The organism is Saccharopolyspora sp. NPDC002686, assembly GCF_040295745.1.
Taxonomy (GTDB): Bacteria; Actinomycetota; Actinomycetes; order Mycobacteriales; family Pseudonocardiaceae; genus Saccharopolyspora; species Saccharopolyspora oryzae.
Genome location: NZ_JBEOVY010000236.1, coordinates 1 through 12,268, shown reverse-complemented (window position 1 = coordinate 12,268; position 12,268 = coordinate 1). Strand labels below are relative to the sequence as shown.

The window sequence follows — 12,268 nt, the reverse complement described above, 5'->3', positions numbered from 1 at the left end:
GGAAGGGCGTCAGAAGACCGGGTCGGCGGGAAGCCGTCGCGAATCGGGGAGACGCCCTTCTGCTGTCGGGTCAGCTCTTGGCCGCGACCTTCTCGGTTTCGTCCTCAGTGGACGGCTTGCCGTCGTCGTCGACGAAGGACTGCTCGTTGAACGGGAGGTCGCCCGCGAAGACCTGCTTCATCTGGTCGCGGTCGAGCTCCTTGGTCCAGGAGCCGATGAGGACCGTGGCCACCGCGTTGCCCGCGAAGTTGGTCAGGGCTCGGGCCTCGGACATGAAGCGGTCGATGCCCACGATCAGGCCGACGCCGTCCAGCAGTTCCGGGCGGTGCGACTGCAGGCCGCCGGCCAGGGTCGCCAGACCCGCGCCGCTGACACCGGCCGCGCCCTTCGAGGCGACCATCATGAACAGCAGCAGGGCCACCTGCTCGCCCAGCGACAGCGGGTCGCCCAGGGCGCTGGCGATGAACAGCGACGCCATCGTCAGGTAGATCATGGTGCCGTCGAGGTTGAACGAGTAGCCCGTCGGCACCGTGATGCCCACGACCGGCTTGCTCACGCCGAGGTGCTCCATCTTCGCGATCAGCCGCGGCAGCGCCGCCTCCGACGACGAGGTGGACACGATCAGCAGGAACTCGCGGCCCAGGTAGCGCAGCAGCGAGAAGATGTTGACCCGCGCGAACATCCACAGGATCGGTCCCAGGACCAGGAAGATGAACAGCAGGCAGGTCGTGTAGAAGCCGACCATGATGATGGCCAGGCCCTTGAGCGCCGCCACGCCGGTCGCGCCGACCACCGCCGCGATCGCGCCGAACGCGCCGATCGGGGCCGCCCACATCACCATCGCCAGCATCTTGAACACCAGGCGCTGGACGTGCTCGATGCCGCGCAGGACCGGGGTGCCCTTGTCGCCCAGCGCCTGCAGCGCGAACCCGGCCAGCAGTGCGACCAGCAGCGTCTGCAGGACCTGGCCCTCGGTCAGCGAGGACACCAACGTCTTCGGGATGATCCCGAGCAGGAAGTCCGTGGTGCTCTGCGCTTCCTCACCGGCCTGCTCGGCGCCCTGGCCGCGCATCGCGTCGGTGATCTGCAGGCCCTCACCGGGGTGCAGCACGTTGCCGACCGCGAGGCCGATGATCAGGGCGACCACCGACATGATCATGAAGTAGCCGAGGGCGAGACCGCCGACCTTGCCGACCTTCGCGGCCTGCCGGACGCCGCCGACGCCGAGCACGATGGTGCAGAAGATGACCGGCGAGATCATCATCTTGATCAGGTCGACGAAGCCGGTGCCCAGCGGCTTGAGGGCCTTGCCGAGGCCGGGAGCCAGGAACCCGACGGCGATACCGGCCAGCACGGCGACGATCACCGCGATGTAGAGGTAGTGCGTCCGGTCCCGGCGACGTGGTGCCGCAGCATCATTGCTTGCCACTGTTGCGCTCCTACCTGGGCGAGCCGGGTCATACTCGAGGCCGCCCGTGGCCCAGGTCACGGCGCGGCCGGGAGAGACTATCTGCGCCCGGCAACGCTGTCGTCACGCTTGTGTTCATTGTGTTCACAAATGTGATGCGCCATCCGGATTCGCACGACCGCGCAGCGCGATCCCGGCGGCCCTGCGCACGACGTCGGAGGTCGTGCCCGCGACATCGGCGTGCATGGCGGCATCGATCGCGCCGAGCAGCGCGCCGGTGAGCGCTGCGGCGGTCAGCTCGTCGAGGTCGTCGGGGTAGGCCTCGCGCAGGCCGTGCGCGAGCTGCTGCTGCAGGGATGCGTTGCGCAGCAGCGCGCCCGCGCGCAGGGCCGGGACTTCGGCGATCAGGCGGGCGCGGACGCGGGTGAGCTCGTGGTCGAGCGGGAAGCTCCAGGACTCCGCCGTGCTGAGCCGGTCGATGGTGCGCAGCAGCAGGTCTTCCGGGGATTCGCCTGCTGCGCGGTCGGCGAAGGCCTGCTGCAGCAGTTCGCCGTAGATCGCGTCGTCGGCGAAGACGACTTCGTCCTTGGTCGCGAAGTAGTTGAAGAACGTCGCGGGGGAGACCTCGGCGGTCGCCGCGATCTCGGCGACGGTGGTGCTGTCGTAGCCCTTGGCGTCGAACAGCCGGAGCGCTGCTTCGACCAGGGCCTGCTTGGTGCGCCGCTTCTTGCGCTCCCGAAGTCCGAGCTGCTCACTCATGGCCGCTGATTCTACATCGCCTACAAAATTAGACTCACTCTAAGTTTCTGCTAGCGTGGTGGTCATGGATCGAACCCAGTGCTGCGTGGTCGGCGGCGGACCGGCCGGGATGATGCTCGGCTTGCTGCTCGCCCGCGCCGGCGTCCAGGTGACGGTGCTGGAGAAGCACCGCGACTTCCTGCGGGACTTCCGCGGCGACACCGTGCACCCGTCGACGCTGCGGCTGCTCGACGAGCTGGGGCTGGGGGAGCGGTTCGCCCGGATCCCGGCCGGGCACCTGCAGCAGATGCGGATCCAGGTCGGCGGGACGACCGTGGTGATGGCCGACTTCCGGTGGCTGCGCGGCCGGCACCGGCACATCGCGATGGTGCCGCAGTGGGACTTCCTCGACCTGCTGGCCGCGGCCGCCGCCGAGGAACCGTCCTTCGAGCTGCGGATGTGCAGCAAGGTGACCGGTCTGCGCACCGAGGCGGGACGCGTCACCGGCGTGCACTACAGCGACGTGGACGGGGTGGAGCGCGAGATCGAGGCGTCGCTGACCGTCGGTTGCGACGGGCGCTGGTCGGTGGTGCGCCGCGAGGCAGGGCTGCGGCCGATCGGTTTCGAGGTGCCGATGGACGTCTGGCAGCTGCGCGTGGCCAAAGCCGACGACGCCACCGACGGCGAGGTGTTCGGCCACTTCGGCGGCGGTCAGGCGTCGGTCACCATGGACCGCGGCGATTACTACCAGACCGCCTACCTCATCGCGAAGGGCAGCGACGAAACCCTTCGCGCGCAGGACATCTCGGTCTTCCGGAAGCGGTTGGCCGAGCTGTTCGGCTGGTCGGACGGGCAGCTCGAGTCGGTGCGCTCGTGGGACGACGTGAAGCTGCTGGAGGTCGAGATGAACCGGCTGCGGCGCTGGTACCGCGACGGAGTGCTGTGCATCGGCGACGCCGCGCACGCGATGTCGCCGGTCGGCGGTGTCGGGGTCAACATCGCGGTGCAGGACGCCGTCGCCGCGGCGCGGATCCTGGCCGGGCCGCTGCGGCGCGGGCAGGTGACCACCGACGTGCTGGCGAAGGTCCAGCGGCGGCGGACGCTGCCGGTGATCGTGGCGCAGCAGTCGCAGAAGGGCGAGCACGAGATGCTGCTGCGCCCCGCGCTGGAGGACACGCTCGACGAGAACAAACTCCCGGTGCTGCTGAGGCTTCTGAGGCGCCTGCCGTTCATGCGCGGGCTGACCGGTTACATCGGAGGCATCGGCATCCGCCCCGAGCACGCTCCCGCGTTCGCCCGGCGTCCCATGTCCTAAAAGGACTCGTGCGGGATTTTCGCAGGTCGAGCGTGGTGTAGCCTCCTGGGGTCACACCTCCATTCGTCCACGGGTCAGTCATGCCTACTGCCGATGCGCGCAACTGGTTCGGCCGCGTCCGACCGCAGTGGAGCCTCGCCGGACAGCTGTTCGTGCTCCAGGTCGTCGTCGTGGCCGTCGTGGTGCTCGCCGGAACAGCACTCGCCTGGTACGACGCGCGGCAGCGCAACGAGGATGCGGCCCGCGACAAGGTCGTGGCGGTGGCCCGCACCCTGGCCGCGCAGCCGGACGTGCGGCGCGGGCTGGTCGAGCCGAACCCGACCGCTACCCTGCAGCCCCTGGCGGAACGGGTCCTCGCCGACACCGGGGTCGACTTCATCACGATCATGTCCCCGCAGGGCATCCGCTACACCCACCCCGACCCGACGCAGATCGGCCAGCCGTTCCTCGGCCACATCGAGCAGGCCGTCGCCGGGCAGGTGTTCACCGAGATCTTCCCCGGCACGCTCGGGTTCTCGGTCCGGGCCGTGGTGCCGGTCTACGACGACGCGCGCCGGCTGGTCGGACTGGTCTCCGACGGCATCACGGTGCAGACGATCTCCCTGGAGCTGGAGAAGCGGGTCACCTGGCTGGTGCTGGTCGCCGCCGGTGCGCTGCTGGTCGGCGGGCTGCTGACGTACCTGGTCAGCGCCCGGTTGCGCCGCCACACCCACGGCCTGCGCCCCGCCGAGCTCAGCCGCCTGTACGAGTACCACGACGCGATCCTGCACGCGGTGCGCGAAGGACTGCTGCTGATCGCCCCGACCGGCCGGGTGACGTTGTGCAACGACGGGGCCGGGCTGCTGCTCGGCCTGGACCCGGCCGCGGTCGAAGGCCGGGAGGTGTCCGAGCTCGAGCTGCCGGAATCGCTCGTCGAAACCCTCGGCGCGGGGCGGGTGGTGCGCGACGAGGTGCACCTGACCGACGAGCGGGTGCTGCTGGTCAACATCTCGCAGATCCGCAGCGGCGGCCGCGATCTGGGCACCGTCGTCACCCTCCGGGACCACACCGAGCTGCAGGCGCTGAGCGGGGAGCTGGACTCGGTGCGCGGTTTCGCCGAAACGCTGCGCTCGCAGGCCCACGAATCGGCCAACCGCCTGCACGCCGTGGTGTCGCTGATCGAACTCGACCGCGCGGACGAGGCCGTCGCCTTCGCCACCGCCGAGCTGGAGCTCGCCCAGCGGCTCACCGACCGCGTCGTCGGGGCGATCGGGGAACCCGTGCTGGCCGCGGTGCTGCTGGGCAAGAGCGCGGAAGCGGGGGAGCGCGGGGTGGAGGTCGTGCTCACCGACGACACCGAGATCGACGACGTCGACCTGGCGCACGTCGACTCGCGGGACCTGGTGACGATCCTCGGCAACCTGATCGACAACGCGGTGGAAGCCGTGGCGGAGCGCCCGCAGCCCCGCGTGGCGGTGACCGTTCGATCCACTTCGGACGGTGTGCTGATCCGGGTCGCCGACAACGGGCCCGGCGTGGATCCGGAAAGCGCGCAGCGGCTCTTCGAACGCGGCTGGTCCACGAAGGAGTCAGGTCGCGGCCTCGGGCTCGCGCTGGTCGGGCAGAGCGTGCGCCGCCACCGCGGCAGCATCGAGGTGACCGATGACGGAGGCGCGGTGTTCACCGTGCGGCTGCCGAGCGGATCGGACGTGGCGCGGTGATCTCGGTTCTGGTGGTGGAGGACGACCCGCTGGTCGGCGAGGCCCACGAGGCCTACGTCAACCGCGTCGACGGCTTCGAGGTGGCCGGCCGGGTCCGAACCGGGCAGGCGGCGCTGCGCTTCGTCGAACGCACTCCCGTCGACCTGGTCCTGCTCGACCTGCGCCTGCCCGACATGGACGGCCTGCAGGTGGCGCGAGGACTGCGCACCGCGGGCAGCACCGCGGACGTGATCGCGGTGACCTCGGCCCGCGAGCTGAAGGTGGTGCGCGCCGCGGTCTCCAGCGGGGTGGTCCAGTACCTGCTGAAACCGTTCACCTTCGCCGGAATGCGGGAGAAGCTGGAGCACTACGCCCGGTTCCGGGCGAGCCTCGGCCACGACCGGGAGGTCAGCGGCCAGGCCGAGATCGACCGGGCCTTCGCGACCCTCCGAGGGGTGGACCGCGCAGCCCTCCCGAAGGGCATGGGCGACGAAACCCTGGCGTCGGTGGTCTCAGCGCTCCGCGCGGCCCCGGAAGGCGCCCCGGCGGGCACGGTGGGCGAAGTCGCCGGGGTCTCCCGCGTGACGGCCCGCCGCTACCTCGAATACCTGGTGAACAACGGCATGGCGGAACGCCGCCCCCACTACGGCGGAGTCGGCCGCCCGGAGATGACCTACCGCTGGACCGGCGAAGCCTGAGCGTTCCGGCTGCCTGTGGCACGTGCGTACTTTGGGGTGCTACAGCGCCCCAAAGTGCTCACGTGCGGTCCGCAGACGGCCGCAGGAGTGGCGCCCCAGGTCCGAGTTCCGCGAGCTTGTCGTCGGCGTTGTGCAGGGTGCACGTCCGCAGCGACAGGCAACCGCACCCGATGCAGCCGGTCAGCCGGTCGCGGAGCCGCTGCAACCCGTCGATCCGGGCGTCCAGCTCGTCGCGCCACCGCCGGGACAGCCGCGCCCAGTCCGCCTTGGTCGGCGCGTGGTCCTCGGGCAGCGTGGCGAGCGCTTCGGAGATCTGCTCCAGGCTCAGCCCGACGCGTTGCGCGGAGCGGATGAACGCCAGCCGGCGCAGCACCGACCGGTCGTAGCGGCGTTGGTTGCCGGTGGTCCGGGTGCTGGAGATCAACCCGCGGTCCTCGTAGAAGCGCAGGGCGGTCTGCGCGACTCCGCTCCGGTGGGAGACCTCGCCGATGGTCAGCAGTTTCGGAAGCTTCGACACGTCCGCCAGGCTAACCCACAACACTTCGAGCTTGCTCGAGGTTTTTCCGGAAATCGGGCCTTGACCTCCAGTTCGCTCGAAGTTCCACCCTGGCTGCATGACGATCACCACGACGTACGGCTACGCCGACCTCCGGCCGCTGATGAGCGCGATGACCGGCGACGAGAAGCACTCGGCCGCCGCGACCTCCACGCTCGACGTGCTGTGGGTGCTCTACGACCAGGTCCTGTCGGTCGACCCGCAGCGCCTCGACGATCCCGAACGCGACCGATTCCTGCTGTCCAAGGGCCACGGCCCGATGGCCTTCTACGCGGTGCTGGCCGCCAAGGGCTTCCTGGACCCCGCCGAGCTGCCCCGCTTCGGCGAGTTCGACTCCAGGCTCGGCTTCCACCCCGACCGCGTGCTGGCTCCCGGCGTGGAGATCGGCAGCGGTTCCCTCGGGCACGGCCTCCCGCTCGGGCTCGGCGTCACGCTGGGCCTGCGCGCCCAAGGGCACGACCGGCCGCGGGTCGTCGTCCTCGTCGGCGACGCCGAACTCGACGAGGGCAGCAACCACGAGGCCATCCAGGTCGCCGGGAGGTGGGGACTGGAGCAGCTGACCACCGTGGTGGTGGACAACAGCTCCTCCAGCACCGGCTGGCCCGGCGGCATCGCCGACCGCTTCGCCCGCGAGGGCTGGGCCGCGCGCACCGTCAACGGCCGCGACCACGACGAAATCCGCCGCGCTCTCACCGGCGCCCACCCGGACCGCCCGCTCGCGGTGGTCGCCGAAGTCGAACCCAAGGAGCTGTGATGACCGCCCCGACGATCGCCGCCACCATGCGCGACCAGTTCGTGCAGACCATCACCGAAGCCCTCGACACCGATCCGCGGGTGGCCGTCGTGCTCGCGGAGATCTCCGCGGACCGCCTCGTGGACGCCGCGCAGCGGCACCCGCGCCGGGTGCTCAACGTCGGCATCCGCGAGCAGGCCATGGTCGGCGTCGGCGGTGGTCTGGCGCTGACCGGCCTGCGGCCGGTGGTCCACTCGATCACGCCGTTCGTGGTGGAGCGCCCCTTCGAACAGCTCAAGCTCGACCTCAGCCACCAAGGCGTCGGCGCGATCGTGGTCAGCACCGGCGCCTCGTACGACTACCCGACGGCGGGGCGCACGCACATGGCGCCCGGCGACGTCGCGCTGATCGACACGCTGCCCGGCTGGACCGTGCACGTCCCCGGCCACCCGGCCGAGGTCGACGCGCTGCTGCGCTCGGCGCTGCCCGGCGACGACCCGGTCTACCTGCGGCTTTCCGAGCGGGTCAACGCCGAGCCGCTGGTGACCGGCCCGGGCTGGCGGACGGTGCGCAGCGGCAGCAGGGGAGTGGTGCTGGCCGTCGGACCGATGCTCGACCCGGTGCTGACCGCCACCGCCGCGCTGGACGTGACCGTGCTGTACGCGGCCACCATCCGGCCGTTCGACGCCGCCGGACTCCGCGCGGCGGTGCACGCGGCGAGCCCCGAGGTGGTGTTGGTGGAGCCGTACCTGCGCGGCACCTCGACGCACGAGGTCAACGACGCGCTGGCCGACGTCCCGCACCGCACCCTGGCGCTGGGCGTCCGCCGCGACCAGGAGCTCCGCGCGTACGGAACGGCCGAGGAGCACGAGGCCGCGCACGGCTTGGGGCCGACCGCGATCGCCGCGTCCATCCGCGACTTCCTGGACGGAGCGGCCCGCTGAAGGCCCGCGACGTGCGCCGGTAGCCTGGGTCCGTGGCACGAGTCGTCATCTTGGACTACGGATCAGGCAACCTCCGCTCCGCTGAGCGCGCGCTGCAGCGCGTCGGCGCCGACGTCGAGGTGACCGCCGACCATCGTGCCGCGATGGAGGCCGACGGCCTGGTGGTCCCCGGCGTCGGGGCGTTCGCGGCCTGCATGGAAGGCCTGCTGGAGGTCGGCGGCGACAAGATCATCGACCACCGGTTGGCCGGCGACCGCCCGGTGCTGGGCATCTGCGTGGGCATGCAGGTGCTCTTCGACGAGGGCGTCGAGCACGGCATGCAGGCCAACGGCTGCGGCCAGTGGCCGGGCACCGTCGAGCGGCTGCAGGCCGACGTCCTGCCGCACATGGGCTGGAACGAGGTCGACGCCCCGGAGGGCAGCGCGCTGTTCGCCGGGATCGAGCCGGGCACCCGCTTCTACTTCGTGCACTCCTACGGCGTGCGCCGCTGGGAGCTGGACCCGTCGGACTCGATCGCGCCGCCCCTGGTGACCTGGGCGGAGCACGGCGAGCGGTTCGTCGCCGCGGTGGAGAACGGCCCGCTGATGGCGACCCAGTTCCACCCGGAGAAGTCCGGTGAGGCGGGCGCCCAGCTGCTGCGCAACTGGCTGGGCACCCTGTGACTCGCCGCCACGGCATGATGAGCCAGCGCACGATCCGGCTGATCGCGCTCGTGCTGGCCATCGGCCTGATCTCCGGCATGGGAGCCCCCTACCTGATCCAGGCGGGCTTCTCCGTCTGGGCGGTCCTGCTGCTGGTCCTGATCGTGCTCGCGATCCCGGTGACCGCAGTCCTCTACGCGGAGCGCTCCCGCCGCTGACGCGTTGAGCCGGGCTGGGTCGCGGGTGGTCGCGGCACTGCCAGTAGGGTTGGGGCCGTGAGCTTCACCTTGCTTCCCGCAGTTGACGTTGCCGACGGGCAGGCAGTCCGCCTCGTGCAGGGCGCCGCCGGTTCCGAGACCTCCTACGGTGACCCGTTGGAGGCCGCGCTGACGTGGCAGCGCGCGGGGGCGGAGTGGATCCATCTGGTCGACCTGGACGCCGCGTTCGGCCGCGGCTCGAACCGCGAGCTGCTGGCCCGGGTGACCAGCGAGCTCGACGTGCAGGTGGAGCTGTCCGGCGGCATCCGCGACGACGCCTCGCTGGAGGCCGCGCTGGCTACCGGCTGCGCGCGGGTCAACCTCGGCACCGCCGCGCTGGAGAACCCGGAGTGGGCGGACCGCGTGGTCGCCGAGTACGGCGAGCAGGTCGCGGTCGGCCTGGACGTGCGGATCACCGAGCAGGGCCACCGGCTGGCCGCCCGCGGCTGGACCAAGGACGGCGGCGACCTCTGGGAGGTGCTGGCGCGCCTGGACGCGGCCGGCTGCCGCCGCTACGTGGTCACCGACGTGAGCAAGGACGGCACCCTGCAGGGGCCGAACACCGAGCTGCTGCGCGAGGTCTGCTCCCGCACCGACGCCCCGGTGATCGCCTCCGGCGGTGTGTCCAGTGTGGACGACCTGGTGGAGCTGTCGAAGCTCGCTCCGGTCGGCCTCGAGGGCTCGATCGTCGGAAAGGCGCTCTACGCCCAGAACTTCACCCTCGAAGAGGCGCTGGCCGCCGTCCGCTGACCGCGCGGCGGGCGTACCGGCCCGGCGTGATGCCCAGGATCCGCTTGAAGTGGCGGGTGAGGTGGGACTGGTCGTAGAACCCCGCCTCGGTCGCCACTTCGCCGGGCGGCCGTCCTTCGAGGAGCATCCGGCGGGCGAGGTCGACCCGCCGCGACGTCACGTACTGGTGCGGCGCGATGCCGAACGCCGTGCTGAAGGCCCGCACGAGGTGCGCGGGATGGGCGTGGAGCAGCTGCGCCGTCTCGGCCAGCGTGGTTCCTTCCAGCAGCCGTGAATCGAGCACGTCGCGCAGGTCTCCGGCGATCCCGCGGTCGGACGCGGTGACGACTGCGAGCTTCGGCCGCAGGTGCTGGCGCAGGCGCTGGCTGATGAGGGCGAGCCGGCTCTCCGCCTCGAACTCGTCCCCCGGGTTGGCCAGCGCGGCGTGCAGCTGCCCGATGCTCTTGCGCAGCAGGGGATCGGTGAAGTCCGGGTCGTCGACGGCCGCGCCGATGAAGCTCTCGTCCAGCTGCGTCGTGTCGAGGTAGAGCACGCGCTTGCGGAAGCCGTTCGGGGTGGCGGGCGAGCCGTTGTGCGGCACCTGCGGCGGCAGCAGGCTGACGGTGCCGTCCGGGGTGCCGCGCTCGTGGCGGTCCAGGTCGTAGCGGACCGCGCCGTCGTCGACGATCAGCAGCGTCCACGCGTCGTGGACGTGCATCGGGTACGAGTGCTCGGTGAGGTGGGCGTGCAAGACCTCCGTGACGCCCGGAACCGAAGGGCGCCAAGCAGAGATCTCTTGCTGGTGCGCCATGCAAAGAACGTACAAGACGGCGGCGGGGTGCACGGAGCAGTCTCGGGGGCATGGAAACATCGCCTGCCCCGATCCGCTTCGACGACAAGATCGCCGTCCTGCTGCGCGAAGACCTCGAACCGTGGCAGCGGCTGAACGTGACGGCCTTCCTGGTCAGCGGGCTCGGCACGGCGGAACCCGAGGTGATCGGCGAGCCGTACGCGGACGCCGACGACGTCGAGTACCTGCCGATGTTCCGCCAGCCCGTGCTGGTCTTCGAGGGCACGAAGGAGCTGCTGACCACCGCCCACGCCCGGGCGCTGTCCCGCTCGATGCGCATCGCGGTGTTCACCGCCGACCTGTTCGGCACGGGCAACGACCGGGACAACCGCGCCGCCGTGCGCGCGGTGGGCACCGACGCGCTCGACCTGGTCGGGATCGCCGTCTACGGGCCGCGCAACGGGGTGGACAAGGTCCTCAAGGGAGCGCGGATGCACCCCTGACGGCGAGTGCCGCGCGGCCGTGTCTCTACCCTGGGGGCATGGCCGTTGCGGTGCGTGTGATCCCCTGCTTGGACGTCGATCAGGGGCGGGTCGTCAAAGGTGTCAACTTCACCGATCTCCGGGACGCGGGCGACCCCGTCGAGCTCGCCCGGGCTTACGACGCCGAAGGTGCCGACGAGCTGACCTTCCTGGACGTCACGGCTTCCTCCGGTGACCGCGAGACCACCTTCGACGTGGTCCGCCAGACCGCCGAGCAGGTGTTCATCCCGCTGACCGTCGGTGGTGGCGTGCGCAGCACCGAGGACATCAACCGCCTGCTGCGCGCCGGCGCGGACAAGGTCAGCCTGAACACCGCGGCGATCGCCCGTCCCGAACTGCTCAGCGAGGCCTCGCAGCGCTTCGGCGCCCAGTGCGTGGTGCTGTCGGTGGACGCGCGACGGGTGCCCGAGGGCGGGCAGCCGACGGCGTCGGGCTACGAGGTCACGACGCACGGCGGTCGGCGCGGCACCGGGATCTGCGCGGTCGAGTGGGCGGCGAAGGGCCAGCAGCTGGGCGTCGGCGAGATCCTGCTGAACTCGATGGACGCCGACGGCACCAAGGCCGGGTTCGACCTGGAGATGATCCGCGCGGTGCGGGCGGTCGTGGACGTTCCGCTGATCGCCAGCGGCGGCGCGGGAGCGGTCGAGCACTTCGCGCCCGCGGTGCACGCGGGAGCGGACGCGGTGCTGGCCGCCAGCGTGTTCCACTTCGGACAGCTGCGGATCGGCGAGGTCAAGGACGCCATGCGGGCGGAAGGGATCACTGTTCGATGAGCGGTCTGGACGCGGCGATCGCGACTCGCCTCAAGCGCAACGCCGAAGGACTGGTCCCGGCGATCGCGCAGCAGCGCGGCACCGGCGAGGTGCTGATGATGGCGTGGATGGACGACGAGGCGCTGCACCGCACCCTCACCACCCGCCGAGCCACCTACTACTCCCGGAGCCGCCAGCAGTACTGGGTCAAGGGCGAGACCTCCGGCCACACCCAGCAGGTCCACGAAGTCCGCCTGGACTGCGACGGGGACACGATCCTCCTGGTCGTCGACCAGGAGGGAGCGGCCTGCCACACCGGAGACCGGACCTGCTTCGACGCGGACACCCTCCTCACCCCCGAACCCTGACCCACCCCGGCGCCACGCCCCGGCTCCGAGCTGGACGCAAATTCAATGGAAATTGGACATCCAATTTCCATTGAATTTGCGGAACCCCTCGACGACCAGGACCACCTGTCCACATGCG

The 12,268-nt window shown here is 70.9% G+C and carries 15 protein-coding genes; 11 read left to right on the top strand and 4 right to left on the bottom strand.

The window, feature by feature from the left end; all coding sequences use genetic code 11:
• Positions 1–70: 70 nt before the first annotated feature.
• Both ABTZ89_RS26525 and ABTZ89_RS26520 read right to left on the bottom strand, forming a co-directional pair.
• On the bottom strand, positions 71–1,429 hold the full coding sequence (locus tag ABTZ89_RS26525; RefSeq protein WP_270947073.1) for a cation:dicarboxylate symporter family transporter: 1,359 nt from the start codon (positions 1,427–1,429) through the stop codon (positions 71–73).
• A 123-nt stretch (positions 1,430–1,552) separates the two neighbouring features.
• Entirely contained in the window at positions 1,553–2,167 is a 615-nt protein-coding gene (locus ABTZ89_RS26520; protein ID WP_351049535.1) for a TetR/AcrR family transcriptional regulator, read from the bottom strand.
• A 64-nt stretch (positions 2,168–2,231) separates the two neighbouring features.
• Here ABTZ89_RS26520 and ABTZ89_RS26515 point away from each other — a divergent pair, with 64 nt between their 5' ends.
• The 3 genes from ABTZ89_RS26515 to ABTZ89_RS26505 all read left to right on the top strand — a co-directional run bounded on the left by ABTZ89_RS26515 (position 2,232) and on the right by ABTZ89_RS26505 (position 5,838).
• The gene (locus ABTZ89_RS26515) at positions 2,232–3,461 is read left to right on the top strand and encodes an FAD-dependent oxidoreductase (protein WP_351049532.1); all 1,230 of its coding nucleotides are present in this window, start codon (positions 2,232–2,234) and stop codon (positions 3,459–3,461) included.
• Between the two features lie 80 nt (positions 3,462–3,541).
• Entirely contained in the window at positions 3,542–5,161 is a 1,620-nt protein-coding gene (locus tag ABTZ89_RS26510; protein WP_351049530.1) for an ATP-binding protein, read from the top strand.
• Positions 5,158–5,838: a response regulator gene (locus ABTZ89_RS26505; protein WP_351049527.1), complete on the top strand. Its 681-nt coding sequence runs from the start codon at positions 5,158–5,160 to the stop codon at positions 5,836–5,838. The genes ABTZ89_RS26510 and ABTZ89_RS26505 overlap by 4 nt, the downstream gene beginning before the upstream one ends.
• Positions 5,839–5,896: 58 nt before the next feature.
• Here the strand turns inward: ABTZ89_RS26505 and soxR are convergent, their stop codons facing one another.
• The gene (soxR, locus tag ABTZ89_RS26500; protein ID WP_351049524.1) at positions 5,897–6,355 is read right to left on the bottom strand and encodes a redox-sensitive transcriptional activator SoxR; all 459 of its coding nucleotides are present in this window, start codon (positions 6,353–6,355) and stop codon (positions 5,897–5,899) included.
• Between the two features lie 97 nt (positions 6,356–6,452).
• Here soxR and ABTZ89_RS26495 point away from each other — a divergent pair, with 97 nt between their 5' ends.
• The 5 genes from ABTZ89_RS26495 to priA are packed head-to-tail and all read left to right on the top strand — an operon-like array spanning position 6,453 to position 9,719.
• Positions 6,453–7,148, top strand: a complete 696-nt coding sequence (locus tag ABTZ89_RS26495) for a thiamine pyrophosphate-binding protein (protein ID WP_351049521.1) — start codon at positions 6,453–6,455, stop codon at positions 7,146–7,148.
• The gene (locus ABTZ89_RS26490) at positions 7,148–8,071 is read left to right on the top strand and encodes a transketolase family protein (protein ID WP_351049519.1); all 924 of its coding nucleotides are present in this window, start codon (positions 7,148–7,150) and stop codon (positions 8,069–8,071) included. The genes ABTZ89_RS26495 and ABTZ89_RS26490 overlap by 1 nt, the downstream gene beginning before the upstream one ends.
• A 32-nt stretch (positions 8,072–8,103) precedes the next feature.
• Entirely contained in the window at positions 8,104–8,733 is a 630-nt protein-coding gene (hisH, locus tag ABTZ89_RS26485; RefSeq protein WP_351049516.1) for an imidazole glycerol phosphate synthase subunit HisH, read from the top strand.
• A 14-nt stretch (positions 8,734–8,747) separates the two neighbouring features.
• Positions 8,748–8,930: a hypothetical protein gene (locus ABTZ89_RS26480; protein WP_351049514.1), complete on the top strand. Its 183-nt coding sequence runs from the start codon at positions 8,748–8,750 to the stop codon at positions 8,928–8,930.
• A gap of 57 nt (positions 8,931–8,987) precedes the next feature.
• Positions 8,988–9,719: a bifunctional 1-(5-phosphoribosyl)-5-((5-phosphoribosylamino)methylideneamino)imidazole-4-carboxamide isomerase/phosphoribosylanthranilate isomerase PriA gene (gene priA, locus ABTZ89_RS26475; RefSeq protein WP_351049511.1), complete on the top strand. Its 732-nt coding sequence runs from the start codon at positions 8,988–8,990 to the stop codon at positions 9,717–9,719.
• Here priA and ABTZ89_RS26470 read toward each other — a convergent pair.
• Positions 9,685–10,509: a helix-turn-helix domain-containing protein gene (locus tag ABTZ89_RS26470; protein ID WP_270947084.1), complete on the bottom strand. Its 825-nt coding sequence runs from the start codon at positions 10,507–10,509 to the stop codon at positions 9,685–9,687. The two genes, priA and ABTZ89_RS26470, sit on opposite strands and share 35 nt — an antisense overlap.
• Positions 10,510–10,559: 50 nt before the next feature.
• On the opposite strand from ABTZ89_RS26470, the gene ABTZ89_RS26465 reads away from it, so the two are divergent.
• Genes ABTZ89_RS26465 through hisI form a run of 3 tightly spaced genes read left to right on the top strand, consistent with a single transcriptional unit; the run spans position 10,560 to position 12,150 of the window.
• The gene (locus tag ABTZ89_RS26465; RefSeq protein WP_351049508.1) at positions 10,560–10,991 is read left to right on the top strand and encodes a DUF2000 family protein; all 432 of its coding nucleotides are present in this window, start codon (positions 10,560–10,562) and stop codon (positions 10,989–10,991) included.
• Positions 10,992–11,029: 38 nt separating this feature from the next.
• On the top strand, positions 11,030–11,803 hold the full coding sequence (gene hisF / locus ABTZ89_RS26460) for an imidazole glycerol phosphate synthase subunit HisF (RefSeq protein WP_270947086.1): 774 nt from the start codon (positions 11,030–11,032) through the stop codon (positions 11,801–11,803).
• On the top strand, positions 11,800–12,150 hold the full coding sequence (hisI, locus tag ABTZ89_RS26455) for a phosphoribosyl-AMP cyclohydrolase (protein WP_351049505.1): 351 nt from the start codon (positions 11,800–11,802) through the stop codon (positions 12,148–12,150). Before hisF ends, hisI begins: the two co-directional genes overlap by 4 nt.
• The last annotated feature ends 118 nt before the right edge of the window (positions 12,151–12,268 follow it).

Excerpts from the sequence above, each read along its gene's own strand:
- ABTZ89_RS26520 (WP_351049535.1), bottom strand. The coding sequence starts at position 2,167 with ATGAGTGAGCAGCTCGGACTTCGGGAGCGCAAGAAGCGGCGCACCAAG.
- ABTZ89_RS26515 (WP_351049532.1), top strand. The coding sequence starts at position 2,232 with ATGGATCGAACCCAGTGCTGCGTGGTCGGCGGCGGACCGGCCGGGATG.
- ABTZ89_RS26510 (WP_351049530.1), top strand. The coding sequence starts at position 3,542 with ATGCCTACTGCCGATGCGCGCAACTGGTTCGGCCGCGTCCGACCGCAG.
- ABTZ89_RS26495 (WP_351049521.1), top strand. The coding sequence starts at position 6,453 with ATGACGATCACCACGACGTACGGCTACGCCGACCTCCGGCCGCTGATG.
- ABTZ89_RS26490 (WP_351049519.1), top strand. The coding sequence starts at position 7,148 with ATGACCGCCCCGACGATCGCCGCCACCATGCGCGACCAGTTCGTGCAG.
- ABTZ89_RS26480 (WP_351049514.1), top strand. The coding sequence starts at position 8,748 with ATGATGAGCCAGCGCACGATCCGGCTGATCGCGCTCGTGCTGGCCATC.
- ABTZ89_RS26470 (WP_270947084.1), bottom strand. The coding sequence starts at position 10,509 with ATGGCGCACCAGCAAGAGATCTCTGCTTGGCGCCCTTCGGTTCCGGGC.
- ABTZ89_RS26465 (WP_351049508.1), top strand. The coding sequence starts at position 10,560 with ATGGAAACATCGCCTGCCCCGATCCGCTTCGACGACAAGATCGCCGTC.
- hisF (WP_270947086.1), top strand. The coding sequence starts at position 11,030 with ATGGCCGTTGCGGTGCGTGTGATCCCCTGCTTGGACGTCGATCAGGGG.
- hisI (WP_351049505.1), top strand. The coding sequence starts at position 11,800 with ATGAGCGGTCTGGACGCGGCGATCGCGACTCGCCTCAAGCGCAACGCC.